The organism is Bradyrhizobium sp. WSM4874, assembly GCF_055811835.1.
This window is the reverse complement of sequence record NZ_JBVVPR010000058.1, coordinates 1-19,652: the sequence shown is the minus strand read 5'-3', so window position 1 is coordinate 19,652 and position 19,652 is coordinate 1. Positions and strand designations below refer to the sequence as shown.

The window sequence follows — 19,652 nt, the reverse complement described above, 5'->3', positions numbered from 1 at the left end:
CCGCTCGCGGACGCCGCGCGTTCCTGTGCTGTGTAAAGCACCTGCCGCGAGCAGAAACCCGCCGCCCGCGCGTGGTTGTGCAGAAGGACAGCAGTCGAGGAAGTGGAGGAAGTCCACGTGACACCGGTTCGTTTACAATACCTCGATCGGGTTCGTCATCCTTTCGGAATGAGGTGAGCCGCACGACGGTCTTCCTCACGGTTGCTCTTGGATAAGCCCTCGATGACGCCGGCGCGATCCGCGGCATTGCGGTTCTGGCTCATCTTCCGTGAGCCATCTAGCCGTGTAATTTGCAATCGCAGGCCGATAATCCCCTCGAGCTCCGCTTTGATGAAATCGGCAGGTGCGTCCGAGACCGCCCAGCGGTCTTTGCTTGAACGCTCATGTACATCGGTCAGCCGCGTGACTACCTCGCGGAGCCGATCGGAATCCTCGAAGAACTCAACTTGTCCGTAGGCATGCACAGCGACATAGTTCCACGTTGGTACGGCCTCGCCTCTCTCGTGCTTGGTCACGTACCATGAAGGGCTGATATAGGCCTCCGCCCCAGCGAAAATTGCCATCGCCTCTCCGGTTGGTGTCAGCTTCCACTGCGGATTAGCACGCGCCACGTGCGCGTAAATCGTGCCCATCGAGCCTGCGCTCTCGTCGAGTACTACGGGCAGCAACGTTCCAACAAGCCCCTCGTGAGTGGCGGTGACCAGTGTCGCTGTCCGTGCTTCGCGCATTGTTTGTTGAAGGTCGGCGATATCGAGAACTTGGAAGCAGGACGGCGTGTACATCAGTGAAGCTCCCAGGCAGCCCGACGGAAGCCGGGCGTCTCATGATTTGAACTGCGGTACGCCTCATTCGGGATCACAGGAACAGCCAGGTTTGGTAGTTGCATTCCAGGGCCTTAGGGCAGCTAGCCCATTAAGCGTCGAAGGCGCAAATCAAAGAGCGCGGTTGCAAGCTGGTCCCGCCGTTGCCTTCGAGCCGTGCGCGTTACGTGAAACGCGGGGATAAGATGTTGCTTTCATTCTGACCGCGCTCTCGAAGCATCGACCGCTGTTTTCATCAGTCGTGAGCCGCTCAATGGCTACCCAGGTCGATTCCATCTGGCACGGTGCCTGCGGCTGCACACCTCGACTGTTGTTTAGCATGCTTCCGATGTTACCAGCCTGCCTTATTGACGACGATTTAATGGCGTTAACGCCGCATGCTGATGGCCCCGTCTAGTTCAGCAGGCTCAAAAATTCAGGTTGTTGTGCGGAATTGCGGAGGTAAGAGAGAGCATCATATGCCTATGAAACACACGATGGAGCACATCAAGCGTTCGTTGCACGTGCTCTGCGGACTTGCTGCCGTCCTCGGCGTCTCGTCCCTCCTCGGACCGAACGATGTGCGATCGGAGGCCATCATGGGCTTTGGCTCTGCAGCGACGGGCGGGCTGGGAGGCGAGATAGTTCAAGTCAGATCAACCAAGCTCTGAATTATGAGTTATGTCGGTGGTACAGCTTCGGCCAGTGCAATGACGATAGTCCGCGCGAGATCCAGGTAATCGGAACCATAGACTTTACCGGTACGGAGGGGCGAGGCGAAGGGCAGGGGTCCCAATACGGCCGTGCCTGTTCGGCACCTTACAAGCGTGAGTCCCTTCTTCTTATCGATGGAAACGACGCGCATTGCGATGGCAAGGAGAAGATGTCGGTCGCATTCGACAGGGCCGGCAAGCGCCCGCTGGAAATTGGCTCAAACAAAACGGTGATCGGCATTGGCTCGGCCGCTACAATCAAAGTGAAGGGGTGGGGTCAGCAACGTCGTTATTCGCAACCTGACCATCAGTGGCCCGCCCCGAGATCTCATGAAAATAGTTATTTGCGATAGTGATCGTCTCCGGGACACCAAGAAACAGGAGGTTCCAATAGTGCTCCCCGTTAGAATAGGAGGAATAGACATCGCTGCCATCGAAGTCGTTCCAGGAAAGCGTAATATTCGTCGTGGGGAAAAAGCCGCCGACAATCATCTGACGCCCGATATTGTGAAATCGGTTGTGATCGATCCACACCAGGTCGGCTCGTGCAATTGAAATAGCATCACCGGCAAATATCACGCCTTCATTGATATCAGCCGCACATTGACGGTGCGCAGGCCATTATCCATCTCGTTAACAATTACTTCCACAACACGAATGCGCAACACAGCTGCGGAGTTTTCCATGCAGTGGTTGCTGGATCATCTGTGCAAGCACTCGTCGAGGGTAATTACTTCGACAACATTGAAACACCTTTAACGACCGGTAGTGGACATATCTTTGCCGTCTTAGGCAAAGCCACCGGGACAATGCCGAGCATCTGCCTCACCGCCCTCGGACGTCGGTGCATCGAGAACATCGCGATCCCAGTGCCGCGGGTCAATGGCTTTCGCCTGGATGAAACCGTAGTTCAATCGTTTGGGTCTCTTCCAAGGTCATCTATTTCTCTTCCATTTCCAGCGGATGAAGTTCCGGTAGTGATCGCCGCCAGGGCAGGTCCCGGACACCTTCAGAGCCGGTGATGGCTCGTTCGCAGACGCGGCCCGTATTTGGCCGATTGCTGCAAACAGTTGGGCAGGTGCCATACTTGACGAGAACGGCACGCACGGCTCGCTGCTCAAAGTTGCACGAAGGCCGTATGGCGCGTTTCTGTTCGGGTACCGAGCGGTACAATTCCTCTCGGTATTGCGTGCCTTTCGCCCCGGACCGAGGCGGTAGCCTCAGAGTTTTCACCTCTGGTGTATTTGCGGGTTCGGATTGCAAGAGGATTGGAGGTGCCATCGAGCTCCTGGCAAGCTGTTCGGATCATCAACCTGACGTTCACAGCTCGTGTCCGACTGGCATGGTGCTTGCTCAAGAGTACCCGCAGCGCGAGGCTCGTCATCGAAAGCGAGTGAGATGCACCCTCGTCTGCTTGAACAATCCGCAAAACTTGGAAAAAATTGCAATGAAAGAAACGGCTTCGACCGAGCGTGTCATTCCAGCGACCGACGTCGTCAAGCGCGCCGCGCGCATCGGTGTTGAAATCAGAGATATCAAACTTTCGGGTGATTTGCCGAGCCAAACCGTCGCTGCAATCAATAGCCTGCTGCTCGAACATAAAGTGATCTTCTTCCGCGATCAGCGGCATCTTGATGACGCGGAGCAGGAGCGCTTTGCCGCTTGTTTGGGAAAGCTGGTGCCGCATCCCACACTCGGTACGATCAATGGAACGACCTCGATCCTCGAGCTTGATTCCGCGCGTGGAGGTAGCCGAGCCGATGTATGGCACACCGATGGAACCTTTCTAGCGGCTTATCCCAAAGCTGCGGTGCTGCGAGCTATTGTGATCCCATCGTCCGGCGGCGATACGATTTGGTCGAATGCTGTGGCGGCCTACCTGGATCTGCCGCGGCCGCTCCAACGGCTTGCCGACGAACTCTGGACCGTTCACAGCAACGCCTTCGACTACGCCGGGACCTGCCGTGTTCGCGATATCGATCAGAAGCATTTTGATGAGGTCTTTACCAAAACAATCTATGAGACGGAGCATCCGGTGGTCCGTGTACATCCCGAGACCGGCGAGCGCGCGCTGGTGCTCGGCGATCTGGTGCAAAGGTTTATTGATATCCGAAAACGCGACAGCCAGAAGCTGTTTCAACTATTCCAGTCCTATATCACGGCGCCCGAAAATACCGTGCGCTGGACCTGGAAAGAAGGCGATGTCGCGATTTGGGACAACCGCGCAACACAGCATTATGCCGTTAACGATTACGGTGACCAGCATCGCGTCGTTCATCGTGCCACACTCGATGGTGACGCGCCCGTCAGTGTCGATGGTCGATGCAGTGTGACGCGCCTCAAGATGACGAAGCACCCGTCCACGAAAGTTGCCTAGCAGTGCGCGGCAAATTCACATAATTGCACTGGCCTTGTCGCATGTTCGCGCGAATAGATGTTTGCGAAGAGAAGTTAAGCCGAGCAGAACGCCACGCGCAATTGGATGGGAGGAGCTAACGCGCGCGCAGACCCGAGAGGCGACCTACTTGCTGAAGTAAGATGCTCAAGCTCATCTCGTCCGGCCGAAAATGATTCAGCGCCGAGTGGCGCGAGTCATCCGGCCGCGTCCGGTTGACTTTCCCACGGAAGGGGGTGCGTTTCCGCCGACCTTGCGCATCGCCTTTCGGACGACGGCACGACCGTCGGACAGACAGAGCGCGATTGCCGGAGCTGGCTGAATTTTGGCATCTGTGTCGCGGTTCCACTTACCAAGTCTCGTCGCGGGAATCTCCGAGGGCACGATCTCGGCGTTGTCATGGCAGAGTAAGAGCTCGGACGCGAGTCTGACGAGCTGCAGGAGCAGCTAACGTGAAACAATGTCGCTCCGCAAGAGGATACGACTTTTGCACGATACGGCGCCGGTCTATCGCTCGTAGACCGAGTCAGCAAAGGCTCCAAGCTACCATTCCCAACAGCAGGCTACCTTGGACATGCCTAAATTCACGCGGTACCCGGCCTCGCGCCAGGAGCACAGAGATAGCAAAACGCCGCGATGACCGGCCCCAAGCCGTTGAAAGGGAACGATTGTGATTTCGACGACATGCCGGTGAATTCACGCCCAGTCCTGAGCCCTTAGAAGAATACCGACGTAGATACTAACATATTCAGAGCGTGTCCGGTTTGCGGTGTGTAGGTAATGCTTGTCGGATGATTGATGTAGGTCAGTCCTACGGTTGTATATATCCCGGGCGCCAGATGCGCCGTGTACAGTCCTGAAATTGCAGTACTGTCGCGGTGCGCCAGCTGTTCTTTTGCCAGTGCAGCGTCCACCGCGACATGGCTCCAGATGGTATTGCTGACAACAAGACTCATCTGATCTGTGGGCCGGCTGTCCAATAGGCCCTTCGCATAAAGGCGAATCTCGTAGTATTGACTAGCTCTATTTAGGTCAGGCGGAGCATACATTGCAGAGAGCCCGCCATGGACTCCGCGAGATGCCGAGCCGTGGACGGCAGACTGCCAGAATTGCCTGTCCGCACCTACATAGTAGACGCTGTTGGCCTTGGTCGCCGCTTCTGTCGGATGCTGCAGGTCCGTGTAGCTGCTGTTGTTGAAGCCCGCGCCAGCCCGCAGCCAAGTCTCCATTACACCCGGAGTAGGCTTGTTCCTGTAGGAAAGCTCATCAAGCAAAAGAATGCCTGCGTCGCGCGTGCTCCAGTTCAAACCAGTGGGATTCTCGCTTACATGCGCATATTGTCCTGCTGGACTGACCGAGCGCTGGATTGAGAGCTTGTTATATAGGCGATCATCAAAATTGTACTTCAGATTAAGAGCCGGCGTTGGCGCCCAATTGTTGCTCATGCCAGCTTGGAACAGCATTTTCGATGAGGGTCCGAACACTTTGTCTCCAGCGCCTGCAAACTCATGTTGGTTCCTGAGGTAGCCCACTTTGAGTTCGATCCTTCTGTCGAATAACGTTTGATAGTAAGAAACTGCATTGAGGCCCAGCCGATCTGGCCCAGCGCTCTGCCATGTCCAGTGTTGATGCTCGGCTCCAACCACGATCTGACCATCGGGAATTCCAAGCCGAGCGAGGTCATAAGTCACGATCATAGAGTTGACCGTACTAAATGTCGGATTCTGGCCGACATATTGCTGATTGGCGATGGTGCTTCTGGCGGCATTGCCGAGTTCATTGTCGACAAACGTGTTTAGCGTCCAGCCAGCAAATCCAATCCCGAGATCCGAAAATTGGGATCTGAGAGAAGCTGTATCCTGATCTATCGTGTCCGCAGGACCAGGAGCAGTGAAAGCGCCACCTCTTTCGCGAAGCTTCTCGAATTTTGCGAATGGGTCGATCGGCTTTTCAATTCTGCTCTTGGCCGTCTCCATGGCAACGTCGCGCTTAATTGTGGTCGAAGCTGTTTTTGGCAAGGAGCTCCTAGAAAGGCGCGCTGCTCCCTTGGGCCGCCCGCTTCGGAATGTGATGGCCGGATCCGAAATTGTTCTGCTTGTTGCCTCATCGAGCTCATCGGGGCTGGGGCTTCTTGGGCCAGAGATCTCGCGACTCGGCGCCGCCGAACTGCTGGCGAGACTAGCTATCAGACAAAGGACAATACGACCTCGTGGCTTCGCAGTTGGTCCAGACATGAAAGCAACGACGCCAGCCAGGTATGCTTGCGTGGATAGCGGCGTTATAACGCAACGATGCATGGTGAGTTTCGCGCTCATCGATTTGAATAAAGTGCACTTCCACCTGACGGCCTTAGAGCGGATGTCAAATCTTGTCCCTCAATGTGGTGGGAGACGCTTGACACCAGGCGGCCTCTCTATCTCAGCGAGACCCACCTTGCGCGCTATCACCACAGCGGCGCCGCTTGGCCTACGGGTGGGTACACAGCGCAAAACAACCCAGTCGCTCGATCGCTAATCAAGGCGAGCTTCTGCTGGAGGGGGTCGAAACATTAGCGGGCTGCTCGGTGTGTGCGTTCGCTAGCAAGAGATTGGTGGCCGATACACGGAGCCCAGGAACCTTGCGACAAACCCGCTGCCAAAACGAAGGAAATAGTTTTCAACAGAGAGCAACGGCAATAGCGGGGCTGGCAGAACAACACGCCCGATCCAAGAAACGCCGCTCGCTGCTCGGTTGATGGGATGAAGCACGGGCAGGCAGAAGGGGCTAACATCCTTGGCGGCCCGTAAGCTCGCCGCCACAAACCCTCGAGTGGCTCTTAGGGGAAGATGGAGGGCACGATTGGAGACAGTTGGATACCTGGGGACGACGAGGCAAGACATTCATCAGCTCCATTGATCGATGAAATCTATATCGCGCGGCGACTTCTTATGTGGCCCGAGCGAATTTCACCGCCACTGACTGGCATGTGCCCGTCGTCTCTATCAATTGCTAGGTTTGGTAGTTGACTGAGCGGGAGGTCGGCTGTCGCTGCGTGAATCGTAGCTAATGTGTCGCTCGACTCCACAGCCCCGGCGTTCACGGCGATCGGTATCGCAGCGTGGGCGGGTGAATTCTAGGCGTTCGCTTCGATCCACGTCGCGCGAAGCTCTTACAGGGAACGATCTTTTCGAAGACGGTGATCCCGCCGGATCTGGTTGTAGTTGTGGCGCTCGAATATCCTTTGCGCCGTATCACGCATGATTTCGGCGGCCACCGCCGGAGCCAAGGGTCAGATGTCCTTGTCCACCCGGACGGGCTCAATCAGGGTTTTCGATCCGGAAGTCCCTAAACGTCGAGATGGCATCATCTCCGACGACATAAGATGATCTCTTCTCGATCTCCAGTTGGTTGGCCGCGTCGCGCAACCAGTCGTCGTCCCCATCGAGGTCTTTCTACACGGCTAATGGCGGTGATGGGATGAAACTTGTCGAGATGTAGGGTCACGCTGCTTTTGAGCGAGGAGCGTTGTTGTCGGGGCGTCCATTTCCCGGCAGTAGTGCGTCCAGCTTGTCTTCGCGGCGCGGGTCAGGGCGACTCTCCGCCCCACAGCTTCGCACGGCGTCGTTGATCGAACTGGAGCTGGTTGTGAGTGTGCCAGGTGAGCGACCGCATTCCTCAGGCTTCCTGGCGCGTGCAGCAAAACGTGATTCATTTGATCCAATCATTGCGTTGGCTGGTCTGAACAGAGGGGGGGCGCGATGAAACAATCGAATGCGGCTGCCACAGCCCGGGTGAGAAAACGATGCTCCAGCCTCACGCGGAGGACTCCCTTTTCCATTTCGACGATCCCATCCTCAGCGAGCATTGCCAAGCGTTCGCCTGAACCGAGCAAACCGACCGGGTCAAATCCATGAGCAGCGCAAATTGCCGGCACGTCCACCTCGAAATCGCACATTAGCCGCTCAATGATCGCGGCCCGGACGCGGTCTTCAAGGCTGAGACAGTAGCCCTTTGACGTCGCCAGACGGCCGGCGTTGATTTGGCCGCTGTAGGAACCCGCTGTAACTTCGTTCTGGACGTAACCCTCGCCAAGCCGGCCGATCGCCGACGGTCCGAAGCCGATCACTTTATTGCAGGTGTCGGCGGAGTAACCGAGTGAATTCCGCCGCAGGCGACCGGCTTTCTGCGCCAGCGCGAGCTCATCCTGCGGCAAGGCGAAATGGTCGAGTCCGATCTGGCGGTAGCCCGCTGCAGTCAGTGTATTGGCCATCGCGGCTGCTTGTTCTGCCCGGGCATGACTGTCTGGCAGCGCTGCCTCGTCGATCAGGCGCTGATTCTTCTTGAAGGAAGGAACGTGCGCGTAGCCGAACACCGCAAGCCGGTCTGGTCGCATTGCCAGCGCCGTTGTCGCGGTCTGAACGCAGGACTGCACCGTCTGATTTGGCAGCCCGTAGATGAGGTCGAAGTTGACGCGCATTATTCCATGCTGCCGCAGCGCCTGGACAACGCGCTCTGTTTGTGCCTCACTCTGGACCCGGTTGATGGCTTTTTGGACAATTGGATCGAAGCTCTGGACGCCGAGGCTCGCGCGGTTCACGCCGGCAGCCGCCAATCCTTCGCATGTGGCGAGCGTGAACGTGCGCGGGTCGATCTCAACAGCAATGGCGGCCGTGTTCGAAATGGCAAAGCGTCGGCGCAGAAGCTCCATCAACCGGCGGAATTCCGTTGGCTCGATGAGGGTCGGCGTTCCACCGCCGAAGTGGACGTCGCTCACAGGCAGCGGTTGCGCAACCTGCGCCGCGACCAAATCGATCTCCTTACGAAGAACCCCCAAAAAGTCGAGGATAGGAGAATGCCGGCGAGTGATGCTTCGAGCGAAGCCACAATACCAGCAAATCGATCGACAGAACGGAATGTGGAAATAGAGCGACACCGATTGATCAAGCGACAGCTGCTGCAGCCATCTCTCACAGGCGTCGCCGCCGACTGATTTGGAGAACTGGGCTACAGTTGGATAGATGGTGTACCAAGGAAGGCGAGCATCGTAATACTTGCTTAAGATCGAGGTCTGCAAGGATTGTTATCCCATGTTTACGAAGTTTTACGTCGCAAGCGAATTGTCCTGCATCCCTTTGCTTGCCAAGGGCGATCGGGACTGTCGCTAGGCAATTGGGAGCTTGCGTGACGGCCGATCTGCGGAAGAAACGCGCTGTCGGATGACGATCCGCTCCCCTCGGACACAGAGAACAAGTTCTGCAAGCGAGATACTCGAATCAACACAGCCACGGCGGGGTCCCCAATTCGTCCGCCTCGATAATCTTTGATCTTCGGCAACGAGACACCCACCAGGGCCGTTTAAGCTGCTAGACCTCGAACTGCTCCACGATTTGACTCGTGCGAGGTTCAATGACCAACATTGATACGGTCCCGTATTCTCCGTCAACTGACAAGGTTGGTAGTTGATTCTGCGTGGCGTATTCCCCATCGGTCCAGGAATAATGGGTCCGCTTGGCTCCGTCCCGGTATGTAGTGAAATTCGCCACTGAAGGGATTGTCGGTGGGCGTCTTCATGGATCCCTCGCAGAAGAAGTCCTTTCATGCGTCCGTTACTCGGCGGCAATATCGCTACGAGCGAAACGTTTCCTGTCGGCGGCTCTCGCGCAGCTGGCGTGACGAAATGAGCCGGGTAGGTGAGCGAGAACGGATGGGTGCAATTGAACAGCCGGCCGGCTCAGAGGCGCCGCCGGTTTTGCGCAGACGTCAAGGCACCTACGTTGGTGGTAGCCGTTTTCGTGTGTCTGCGCACCACAGGAGCCGACCTTTTAAACGACGTCAGGCAATATCCCGCGAGGGCAGCTCGTCAAGCCGCTCCAACGCTAAGCATAGCGCCGCCCGACGACAGGCGATTTTATCGGAGGTTCTTTCGGGAGAACAGGCGAGCGATCGAATAGTGGAGCTATCTGGTACTCACCGCTTCACCTTCTTCCGTTTCATCTCCGCCGTCAGCTCAAACCTATCGAAGCCGGCGAGAAAACTCGCGCCTTCCTCTAAACCCAGAAGGTCCGATCACAGTCGGAGGGCCACCGGGCTCACCCCCGGACACGTCGTACCTCGATGATTTGCCGAGTGTTTAGTCCCAGTCCAGCTCTCCACACGCCGGTCGCAGATATCGAAAGTGGTTGAGGATCAAGCGGCTTCACCCGGGCTCGTGTAGTTCGTTGGGCGCGGTGTGCCGAAAGTTCCGAACACCGCGCAAACTAGGACGGCGGGCGCTTCCCCAAAACGCATACCCGGAAAACGAGGCTCAGTAAGCAGAACGCTCTCTTCTCTCCAATTCTGCGCATCCGGCCTCTTGAGATTGGATGACTTGATGTACGATCGAGCCCTCCTGCCGCGAACGTTCTACTGGACGCCACTGTTCGTCGGATAGGCACAAATCGCGAAACCAAATAGCCCGAATGAACCGACTACGGCGGCCTAGACCCGGGAGATCGCGGCGCCGATAGCTCTAGACGGTATTCCTGACCGCCTCAGCTAGGATTGCGTAAAGCTGCCGCTTGCTCATTTCCTGAGGCCGCGTTTTTAGCGCCTTTTGCGGCAGCTTCTTTCGGACGCGATCGCGGCGGGCAGCCATCAACGTCGGCGCTCGCTTGGGCACCGATCTAATCTTGGGTTTTGTGCTGTTGGTGGCTTGTGACCTCGAGTGAGACCCAACCGAGTCGGCCTGCCGCAGACGGCGTTGCGACTGCACTCGAGATGAACCGCGATCTGCGCGGCACTCTGTCCCTCGGACCAGAGCTGTTTCAGCTGTGCCAATTCTCTTCTATTCCAGCGCATGGAAGATACTTTGTTGCCAGTTCGGACGTCCGTCGCCTCGGCAATGTAAGTGGTCGAGTGGCAAAGGGGCTGCCTGCCCGAGAAAATGACGATAAGCGGCTGGGTGCCACAGCTGCGAGTGCTTGCGGCTTGATGTTGACTACCACAAAGGGCACGTTCGCGCGCCTCCCAATCCTGATAGGGGAGCTTCGCTCGCCTTTCCATTATTCTTCGTCGACAGGGACCGAACCAAAGTCCGTAACATGATTTCAGATTTCGGAGCTCGCGCGAAGTCCAGCCATGAACATGCGTGACACATCGTTAGTGCACCGCCCAAGCTCGTCGTGTTTCGAGCGCGCTTGCCCGGAACTCTAGACAGCGCACTCAGCTGATCCAGCAAAAGTGCAAGCCAATGTCAGCGAGACAATCATGACAGCGTTATCGACAGAAAGCGCCTGCGAGAGCACTGATATCCCGCTGAGCCGCCTTGATGTAAGCGAACCCAAGCGCTTCGAGGATGATACCGTTTGGCCTTATTTCGAGCGGCTGCGAAGGGAAGATCCCGTCCATTATTGCGAAAACAGCCCATACGGACCATATTGGTCGATAACAAAATACCGCGACATCATAGCCGTGGACTCAAATCACACAACATTCTCATCAGAGCGAAGCGTCACAATAGTCGACCCGCCGGAGGAGTATTGGACCCCCAGTTTTATCAAAATGAATCCTCCTCTCCATGCTCAGCAACGTAAGACTATCAGTCCGATAGCGGCATCGGAGAACTTGGCAAATCTTGAAGGCTTGATCCGCTCGCGGGTTCAGAAGATTTTGGACGGTTTGCCGCGCAACGATACCTTCAACTGGGTCGACAGGGTCTCGATCGAGTTGACGACCCAAATGCTGGCCACGCTGTTCGATTTTCCATTTCAGGATCGGTGGTTGCTGACCTACTGGTCGGACGTAGCTGCCTTGACTCCACAAATGGGCGACCAGATCGACAGCTGGGAAAAGCGAAAGGTGGTGCTGTCGGAGTGCCTGGACTATTTTACGCGGCTTTGGAGCGAACGGGTCAATTGTGAGCCGCGCGGTGACCTGATCTCGATGATGGCGCATTCACCGGCGACCCGAAACATGGAGCCCCTCGAGTTCCTGGGCAACCTCATTCTGCTGATTGTTGGAGGTAACGATACTACGCGCAACTCAATTACCGGGGGCGTCTTGTTCATGAGCCAAAATCCATCCGAAATGCGAAAACTCCGGGATGATGCTTCGCTGGTGTCCGGCGCGGTATCCGAGATTATACGATACCAAACCCCCATTGCACACATGCGCCGGACCGCTGTGGACGATTTCATGATAGGCCACAAGCGAATCAGGCGAGGCGACAAAGTTGTGATGTGGTACATCTCTGGCAACCGAGATGACGAGGTCATTGCGAGAGCCAACAGCTTCATCATCGATCGGGAAAATGTACGGCAACATCTCTCTTTCGGATTTGGGATTCATCGCTGCGTGGGTAGGCGCCTTGCCGAGCTGCAGCTGAAAATCCTGTGGGAGGAGATGCTGAATCGATGTTTGGAGGTAAATGTGGTCGGCGAACCGGAGCGAGTTCAATCGAATTTTGTGCACGGTTATTCCGCACTGCCGGTGCAGATCCCAGGTTAGTCTCGGCTGCGGCCGACCTTCAACACTGTCATGCCGTTCAGAGCCGGCGGTTGGGACAACGACTTTCTGGAGACCAGTTCTCTAGGTAAGTTCACCGACGTTGCGTGACGGGCTTACGGTTGTTTCGAAGGTTGCGGGCAGGGGCCGCTATCGCGTCGAGGATTTCGGCCGGGCGGCTACGATACTCATCACGGCCTGCTGGAGCCGTGCCAGCCTTTCAAAGTGTAGGGAAGCAGTCCGTCCAGTCGATGAACTGAATGACCAGACGGGCCATACGAGGGGGGCTCACTTCATGTGAAGACGAGGACAAGCAGGCTCGAGCAGAGTAGCGCAAATCCGGCTGCGGTCAGCCCGAGGAAACTGCTGGAGACAAGATCATGACTGCCCATGAACGACCTCTGCGGGGAGGAATAGAGATCGGCAAACGCCGCTCCGCTTCCCTTTCTGGCCAAAATGAGCCGCATAATTCCTCCTGGTCTCGGGGCAGAGCGCACTTTTCCAGCAAGATCGAGCGACAGTTCGCCGCGTTCCGGCGGGCATCCTCGTTTTGTGCTCTCGTGGTTGCAAACGGATCGCTCCGCCAGAAGCTGAGTAGACCAGAGCATCTTGGCAGCAAAACTCACTCAATCGTGCCGTCAGCGTTTGAGCGCTTGCAGGATTGAGCGCCCATCTGAACCGCCGCCGCGGGTTTGGCGGAGGCTCCAAGTCTTGAGAAGGTGGAGCCATGACAAGCAAAGACGACGACAAATGTTCACCCGAGGCCCGAGACCGAGGGGTTCGTATAGCTCTGTATCAGGCCAACGAGCACAGGTCTCGCGCTGGACGACGGTGACTTCCATTGCGGCCAAGATCGGCTGCACGCGCAGACCTTGCATGACTGAGTCAAGAAGGTCGAGATCGACAGTGGGCAGCGGGCCGGCGTTCCGACCGAGCTGGCCGAGAAGCCCAAGGCTCCGGACCGGAAGAACCGCGAGCGTCGCCAGCCAAACGAGATCCTGCGCAAGGCAAGCGCCTATTTTGCGACGGCGGAGCTCGAGCGCTGGTCCAAGCCATGATCGCATCGACGATGATCGTGCGGCGCGTGGGGTCGAGCCGATCTGCAAGATGTTGCCGATCGCCCCCTCGACCTACCGCGGAAGCAGATTATTCCGAAAGGCGGGCGACATGCCACCAGCGATGTTCAGATCTTCGGCAAAAGCTGTCTCGGGGCAATAGCTCTCATTGGTAGAGCGCGAAGAGATTGCGCCTCTCAAGGTGCAGGGCCAATCGATCCAACAGATTGGACGTCGCCTCGGGCGGGCTGATTCGACAGTCTCGCGTGAACTGCGGCGCAACGGCCGCCCGCGCCGAACCAGAGGGCCATGGCCGCCCATGTGAGGACCATAGCGCCCGCGTGAGGCTCGCTCAGGGAAATGCGGTTGGCGAGAGCCCGGAAATCCGAGCCGTACGTTACGATTCCGTCCTCCTCGCAATGAGACGATTCGAACGCGGCGCGATCGTTTCGAACGCAAGCGCCGCGCGAATTGCGAGGATACCAAGCCGCGTCAAACCATGAATTCACTTCTGCACGCGAGAGGCTTTTAACCGCTCGACAAATGTGCGCTATACCGAGTGCAAAGAGGGCACTAGCCTTATCGCATTATCCCTCGAAAGGAGAGATGGAGCGTGAGCGAATTTACGGGAGAGGTTCAAGCGAATATGGGCCTGGTCTTGGATCAGGTCTGTGCGGGACTGCCGAATGGCGGTGACCACGAGAGCCGTCGGTATGTCGCTGAGCAACTGATCCAAGCGGTGCGGGCGGGAAAAACGACTCTGGGGGAGCTGACCTCTGCGGGACGTCGCGCTGTCGTCTATCTGAAGAATGCGCCGAAATCAGCCTAGCAGTCCCTTGTTGCCGGCCCGATCTGCCCTGCGTTCGCTCGCAGGCAACCGCGTACCAGACAGACCTCGTGGCGTTAGGGCACATTGACGGGTGGCATGGGTGCCGTCGGGCGCGGCATGAACGCGCTTTGGTGGTGGCCGCGTGCCGCCAATATGATCGCGAAAGCCGTGAGAACGATCAGGAGTCCACGCATCTCGACAGATTACTCGGAGAGCTGTATCGCAATTATGAAACGGCTCATAGCCGGTGTGCCGAATCAAGAAGAAAATGAAGCTGTTGTATCATTCGATGAGGCGAACGCGGTTGGACTGCAAAGCGCCAAAGTCATAGCGCTTGTTGTGCGGCAAGACGGCAAAGCCATGCCTTTTGTGCCGAAAACGTGCGTACGGGCCTCGTTGGAAGCAGAAATCTGCGGCGGATTTCAATCGAAGGATCAATCGCTGGATGCCTTCGTTCTTGGCCTTCTCTTGGGCTTTCGTCCCCGTCACGAGTTCACCGAACGGGCCGCGGATCATGAGCGTCTAGGCCTCCAAGCTTCTCCTGACCACTTGCGACAGAGACTGACCCACGAACTGTTCGTAAGCGCCAGGATCCGTCGCGCCCTTGGTATTGATGAGGAAGACCCGTGCGTCAGGTTCAAGACCAGTCAAGCGCGCGAGGTCGAATCGGCCGCAACTTTCAGCAACCCTGCCAGACCAACCCCGCCACTTTCGCCTGCAACGATAGCCGGATCACCGTCCCGGGGATTGGCCAAACGGTTCATAACCCCGACGGCCTCCTCGTCATCGACAATCATAAAAGCGTCGGCTGCGCGCGAAAGGATGCGCCAAGCGACGAGCGAAGGTTCGTAGCACTCTAGCATCGCCATCACTGTCGGCTGCCCATGAGCTACCTTGACGCAATGCCCGGTTCGAGCGCTTTCAAACAGGCACGCTGCGCGCGATGGATCGACAACCGTGAAGGACGGGCGACTATCACCTAACGACACCGAAAAATGTCCAAGACCGCTGCGGCAAGTCCACCGACTCCTGACTGGACGAAGACGTGGGTCGGAGGTTCGGGCAACTGTCGTAGTGCTTCAGTCAGGAGCGCGGAGATCCCTGCATTACCAGACGAGGGATAGCCCGGCCAGGACCTGTCAGACACCGTGATTCAGCCGTTCTCTGCGGCAACTCGGGATGCTTCGGCAACGGAGTCATCGTAGTTGCCGCTGACGCGGATCATCTGCGCGCCATGTGGGACGATTGCTGCGCTACGCTGATCGCTGACGCCCGAGTGAATGAATATAGCGCAGTTCGCCCCCACGAGCTGAGCGCCGTGCGTTACGGACCTGCCATGATTGCCGTCCGTTGGCGCAGGATACCGTCATCCCCCGTGCTACGGCCTTCACCTCAGGTGCGTGAAGCTCCGAGATGTCAACAGCCCTGCCGAGGCGCGGAGTTGCTGCTTCTAAGACGAGCCGGATGACGGCATAGGAGCCGCCCAAAGCCTTGAAACTGCCAAGCCCGAGCCGGTGACCCTCGTCGTTGACTTGGACCGAGCCCACGCCAATCTCGTGGGCGAGGCCCGGCAAGGAAATCAGCGCTGTTTCCTTGTGGCCATTGCGATATCAAGAAACCGCTCCACCTCGCACGCAGCTTCGCGACTCAGCATGTTGGCATCCGCACTATCCAAAGGCGCCCGGTGGTCAGTGCGATGGTTAAGAAGCAACATGGTTCGAGTTGGCGCCGATCTAAGCATCGCGGCGATGCGCTTGCCGAAACACTAGCGGCGATCCCAGCGATGTCACGCCTTCTCGCTAATCCGCAAGAAATGGGAGGCCGCTCTCGATGACGACCCCGACGGTGCTCAGGATCGGGCGGGTGATGCTGATGTTTGAAGATCCGGCAGGAGGGCGTTGCGGCCATCGCTCACCCGTTCCCGGCTGCACTCCCCGTTTTGAGCACGAGGAAGGATGACGATTTCTAGGCCGTGGACACGAACTCGGTCCTCATCACGTACCCAGATCCAGCAGCACGAAAGCAAAAGGCAGCAGAGGCAAGCGCGTTGGATTGCAGTGGCGGGCCTTGCTCCCAGCCGGTTGATGCGTGCCTTCATGTTCTGCCGGCCCGGACGGCCAAAGCGCGGCCGAAGTCGAACCAGCATCGACGCTGGTCGTGATCCCGTTGCACGGTGAAGCAAGGACCTCCGATGGCAAGGCGTCCTTCGTAGCCGAATGGAGACTCTGCGCGCTATTCGAGCGCGGAAATTCGGCAGCGTGAACTCGTGCGCCGTGCGAAGAGTAGCGTTGGCCCCAGCCCGCAGATGATGGCGCCTGATGCCTGTCGCGCCTGAACGAAGAATGAGGGCCTTTTTTGCAAAAGCCATCCCTCGTCTTCTGTCCCCAATAGGTCACAATCAGGTCTACGCTCGTGTTGAGTGCGAGCGAAATGAGCCCAGGACGATGAACTGCATGCTGACACTCCCAGATGGGTCGACGAGTTGCGGGATGAACACGAGAAAGCATGCGGCTGTCTTGGGGTTGAGCGCCTCTACGACGATGCCCTGGCGAAAAGCAGAATGCGCATCTGTCGTCTGCAATTCTATCGGATCGACGCTTGTCTCGCGCCACGCCTTAATCCCGAGCCAGATGAGATATAGGCCTCTGGCGATCCTGAGCAATTGCTGTTTGGCAGCAACTCCGACGTGGCCGCTTGGCAGGCGGGAGAGGTTGGACTGACGGTGCCTCGCCCGTTGGTTTTTATCGACTTTCCAAAGCGTACGAAGTTCATCCCGATGGCGGCCGAATTCACGAACGGAAAGGTCGTCACTTTCTTCGACAAGCTCTTAGCCGACAATGGCGAACGCCCGCCACCGTACAAGCAAGAAGACAAGGCAATCTATTGGAAGTGGTTCGATGACCATTACTGCGGAATCCGAGGCAAAGCGGCCACCGATTCCGACGGAAGGCGGCCAGCGATTCCGATCGAAAGCGGCCACCCAATCCGAACGAAGGCGGCCACCCTGTTGATAGGGTGAGACGGGGGGCGTTGTCGGCAATCTGAACGGGGCAAGGTCCCTCCTTTTGCGGTTCACGCAATGGGAGGTCCGATGCCCGCCGAGAGATTGCCGATGCGGAAGATTCGAGAAGTTCTACGCCTGAAGTATGCCTGTGGGGTGAGCGATCGGGTGATCTCCCGATCGGTCGGGATCGGTCGCACGGCGATCGCGGAGTATGTCCGCCGCGCCGCGGTGATCGGCATCACCTGGCCGATACCGGAGGAGCTCGACGACACAGCACTGGAGCGCAAGCTGTTTGCGCCAGCCGGCTACAACCCGCCGCGATCGAAGCCGCTTCCGGATTGGGGGCATGTCCATGCCGAGTTGCGCCGCCGCAGCGTAACGCTGGCGCTGCTGTGGGAGGAATACCGCGGCGCCATCATCCCGACGGCTACGGCTACAGCCGGTTCTGCGACCTCTACGTCGAATGGCGCCACGGCATCACGGCGACCATGCGGCAGACCCACGCGGCCGGCGAAAAGCTGTTCGTGGACTTCGCCGGCGATACCGTGCCGGTGTTCGACGGGCTTACCGGGGAGGTGCGCGCCGCCAAGATCTTCGTCGCGGTCATGGGAGCGTCGAACTACACATTCGTCCAAGCCCGGTTCAGCGAGGCGCTGCCCGACTGGATCGGCGCCCATGTGGATGCGCTCACCTTCCTGGGCGGAGTGCCGAAGGCGCTCGTCTGCGACAATCTGAAGGCCGGGGTGACGGTGGTGAGCCGCTACGAGCCAGGCGTCAACCGGACTTACCAGGATCTTGCCACCCATTACGGCACCACCATTATGCCGGCGCGGCCCCGCAAGCCGCGCGACAAAGCCAAGGTGGAGGCGGCGGTTCTTATCGTCCAGCGATGGATTTTGGCGCGGCTGCGCAACCGGCGCTTCTTCTCGCTCGCCGAGTTGAACGTTGCGATCCGCATCCTGGTCGACGAACTCAACGCCCGCCTGATGCGCAAGCTCGGTGCCAGCCGCCGCGAGTTCTTCGACACCATCGATCGTCCGACCCTGATGCCGCTGCCGGCCGAACCCTATCAGTACGCCGAATGGCGTCGTGCCCGTGTAGCGCCGGATTACCATGTCGAGGTTCAGGGGCACTTCTACTCGGTGCCATCCCGCCTGATCCGCCAGGTCGTCGAGGTGCGGGCCACCGAGGCAACCATCGAGGTGTTCCATCGCGGCACCCGGATCGCCAGCCACGCACGCTCAGGCGTCAGGCGCCGCCACACCACGATCCCCGAGCACATGCCGAGCGCACATCGCCGATACGCCTTCTGGACGCCGGCACGTCTGCTGGCCGCCGCCGAGAAGATCGGTCCGTCCACGATCGCGCTGTGCCAGGCGATCATGCGGACAAAGCCCCATCCCGAGCAGGGCTTCCGATCCTGTCTCGGCATCCTGCGGTTGGAAAAGACCTATGGGACGCAACGTCTGGAAGCCGCGTGCCGCCGTGGGATCAGCATCGGCTCAGCGAGCTATCGGTCGATCGCCTCGATCCTCAAGACCGGCCTGGACAAAGCCTTCCTTCCCGACACCGCCCCCGAGGCCGATCCCATCCAGCACGGCAACATCCGTGGCCGCGGCTACTACCACTGACCACCAACAAGGAGACCTTATGCTCAGCAACCACACCCACGAACGTCTCGCTGCTCTCGGGCTCGCCGGCATGGCCAAGGCCTTCGACGATCAGCAACGCCAACCGGACGTTACCGCGCTGACCTTCGAGCAGCGCCTCGGCCTGATGATCGATCGCGAAGCAACCGAGCGAGAGAACAAAAGGCTCATCGTGCGCCTGAAGTTCGCCTCGCTACGGCAGGCCGCAATCGTCGAAGATGTCGATCTGCGCGCTCCGCGCGGCATCGACCGCGCCTTCTTTGCCAAGCTCGTCGATGGCGATTGGATCAGCCGCAAGCAAAAATTTGCTCATCACCGGGCCGACCGGCGTCGGCAAGAGCTGGATGCGGATTCCGATCGATGTCGCCCAGGATTCCGAGATGATCTCGCCCACCATTCCGATTTGAAGTCGCCCACCCGTTCCGAAATGATGTCGCCCACCATTCCGGGATGATGTCGCCCGGGTGACGAGGCCTCTTCTGGCTCCCATAGGGTCAACTCTTTCGGCTTTGCGAAGGGGACCCTGGATGCCGACGGAGAGGCTTGCGATGCGCCGTGTGCGCGATGTGATCAGAATGAAGGCGGCCGGGCTGCCGAGCCGCGAGATTGCGCGACGGGTGGGCGCGGCGCCCTCGACGGTGCGCCTGGCGCTCCGGCGGTTCGAGGCCGCGGGCTTGAGCTGGCCGTTGCCAGACGACGTCACCGACACGGTTCTGGAACTTCGCCTGTTCGCGAAGACCGGCAATG

General features: G+C 58.2%; 13 protein-coding genes, 4 pseudogenes and 1 other annotated feature. Of the genes and pseudogenes, 9 read left to right on the top strand and 8 right to left on the bottom strand.

Features of this window, described 5'->3' with window-relative positions:
* Positions 1-155: 155 nt before the first annotated feature.
* Together AC0L3P_RS35350 and AC0L3P_RS35345 are read right to left on the bottom strand one after the other, a co-directional pair.
* Positions 156-782, bottom strand: a complete 627-nt coding sequence (locus AC0L3P_RS35350) for an FMN-binding negative transcriptional regulator (RefSeq protein WP_473308817.1) — start codon at positions 780-782, stop codon at positions 156-158.
* Between the two features lie 989 nt (positions 783-1,771).
* Positions 1,772-2,092 (bottom strand): polysaccharide lyase domain-containing protein, encoded by a 321-nt coding sequence (locus tag AC0L3P_RS35345; protein ID WP_473308816.1) that lies wholly within the window; start codon positions 2,090-2,092, stop codon positions 1,772-1,774.
* Positions 2,093-2,960: 868 nt separating this feature from the next.
* Here AC0L3P_RS35345 and AC0L3P_RS35340 point away from each other — a divergent pair.
* Positions 2,961-3,890, top strand: a complete 930-nt coding sequence (locus tag AC0L3P_RS35340; RefSeq protein WP_473308815.1) for a TauD/TfdA dioxygenase family protein — start codon at positions 2,961-2,963, stop codon at positions 3,888-3,890.
* Positions 3,891-4,624: 734 nt separating this feature from the next.
* On the opposite strand, the gene AC0L3P_RS35335 is transcribed toward AC0L3P_RS35340, so the two are convergent.
* The 3 genes from AC0L3P_RS35335 to AC0L3P_RS35325 form a co-directional block, all read right to left on the bottom strand.
* Positions 4,625-5,884, bottom strand: a complete 1,260-nt coding sequence (locus AC0L3P_RS35335) for a carbohydrate porin (protein ID WP_473308814.1) — start codon at positions 5,882-5,884, stop codon at positions 4,625-4,627.
* Between the two features lie 1,724 nt (positions 5,885-7,608).
* Positions 7,609-8,961, bottom strand: a complete 1,353-nt coding sequence (gene hemN, locus AC0L3P_RS35330; RefSeq protein ID WP_473308813.1) for an oxygen-independent coproporphyrinogen III oxidase — start codon at positions 8,959-8,961, stop codon at positions 7,609-7,611.
* 1,559 nt (positions 8,962-10,520) lie between these two features.
* A complete protein-coding gene (locus tag AC0L3P_RS35325) occupies positions 10,521-10,724 on the bottom strand; it encodes a GcrA family cell cycle regulator (RefSeq protein ID WP_473308829.1) in 204 nt (67 codons plus the stop codon).
* Between the two features lie 408 nt (positions 10,725-11,132).
* Between AC0L3P_RS35325 and AC0L3P_RS35320 the strand changes: the two genes are divergently transcribed.
* The 4 genes and pseudogenes from AC0L3P_RS35320 to AC0L3P_RS35305 all read left to right on the top strand — a co-directional run bounded on the left by AC0L3P_RS35320 (position 11,133) and on the right by AC0L3P_RS35305 (position 14,252).
* Positions 11,133-12,371 carry a cytochrome P450 gene (locus AC0L3P_RS35320; protein ID WP_473308812.1) on the top strand — a complete coding sequence of 413 codons (1,239 nt, stop codon included), beginning with the start codon at positions 11,133-11,135 and terminating at the stop codon, positions 12,369-12,371.
* A 724-nt stretch (positions 12,372-13,095) separates the two neighbouring features.
* Positions 13,096-13,502 (top strand): annotated as a pseudogene (locus AC0L3P_RS35315) (transposase); the annotation flags it as partial.
* Positions 13,381-13,493, top strand: a sequence feature (AL1L pseudoknot). It overlaps the preceding pseudogene by 113 nt.
* A 3-nt stretch (positions 13,503-13,505) precedes the next feature.
* Positions 13,506-13,718: pseudogene (locus tag AC0L3P_RS35310) on the top strand (helix-turn-helix domain-containing protein); the annotation flags it as partial.
* 318 nt (positions 13,719-14,036) lie between these two features.
* Positions 14,037-14,252, top strand: a complete 216-nt coding sequence (locus tag AC0L3P_RS35305; RefSeq protein ID WP_085348737.1) for a hypothetical protein — start codon at positions 14,037-14,039, stop codon at positions 14,250-14,252.
* Between the two features lie 282 nt (positions 14,253-14,534).
* Here AC0L3P_RS35305 and AC0L3P_RS35300 read toward each other — a convergent pair whose 3' ends face one another.
* The 3 genes and pseudogenes from AC0L3P_RS35300 to AC0L3P_RS35290 form a co-directional block, all read right to left on the bottom strand.
* Complete coding sequence (locus AC0L3P_RS35300; RefSeq protein WP_473308811.1) at positions 14,535-14,768, bottom strand: hypothetical protein; 234 nt, start codon at positions 14,766-14,768, stop codon at positions 14,535-14,537.
* A 6-nt stretch (positions 14,769-14,774) separates the two neighbouring features.
* Positions 14,775-15,966: pseudogene (locus tag AC0L3P_RS35295) on the bottom strand (diaminopropionate ammonia-lyase).
* A gap of 690 nt (positions 15,967-16,656) precedes the next feature.
* The gene (locus AC0L3P_RS35290; protein WP_473308810.1) at positions 16,657-16,914 is read right to left on the bottom strand and encodes a LysE family translocator; all 258 of its coding nucleotides are present in this window, start codon (positions 16,912-16,914) and stop codon (positions 16,657-16,659) included.
* On the opposite strand from AC0L3P_RS35290, the gene AC0L3P_RS35285 reads away from it, so the two are divergent.
* From AC0L3P_RS35285 to AC0L3P_RS35270, 4 genes and pseudogenes are all read left to right on the top strand, one after another.
* Complete coding sequence (locus tag AC0L3P_RS35285; protein ID WP_473308809.1) at positions 16,915-17,271, top strand: hypothetical protein; 357 nt, start codon at positions 16,915-16,917, stop codon at positions 17,269-17,271.
* Between the two features lie 72 nt (positions 17,272-17,343).
* Positions 17,344-18,887, top strand: a pseudogene (gene istA / locus AC0L3P_RS35280) (IS21 family transposase).
* A 70-nt stretch (positions 18,888-18,957) separates the two neighbouring features.
* Positions 18,958-19,359, top strand: coding sequence for an ATP-binding protein (locus AC0L3P_RS35275; RefSeq protein ID WP_473308808.1), 402 nt, complete (start codon positions 18,958-18,960; stop codon positions 19,357-19,359).
* 94 nt (positions 19,360-19,453) lie between these two features.
* A partial coding sequence (locus AC0L3P_RS35270; RefSeq protein WP_473308807.1) for a helix-turn-helix domain-containing protein occupies positions 19,454-19,652 on the top strand: 199 nt, incomplete at its 3' end.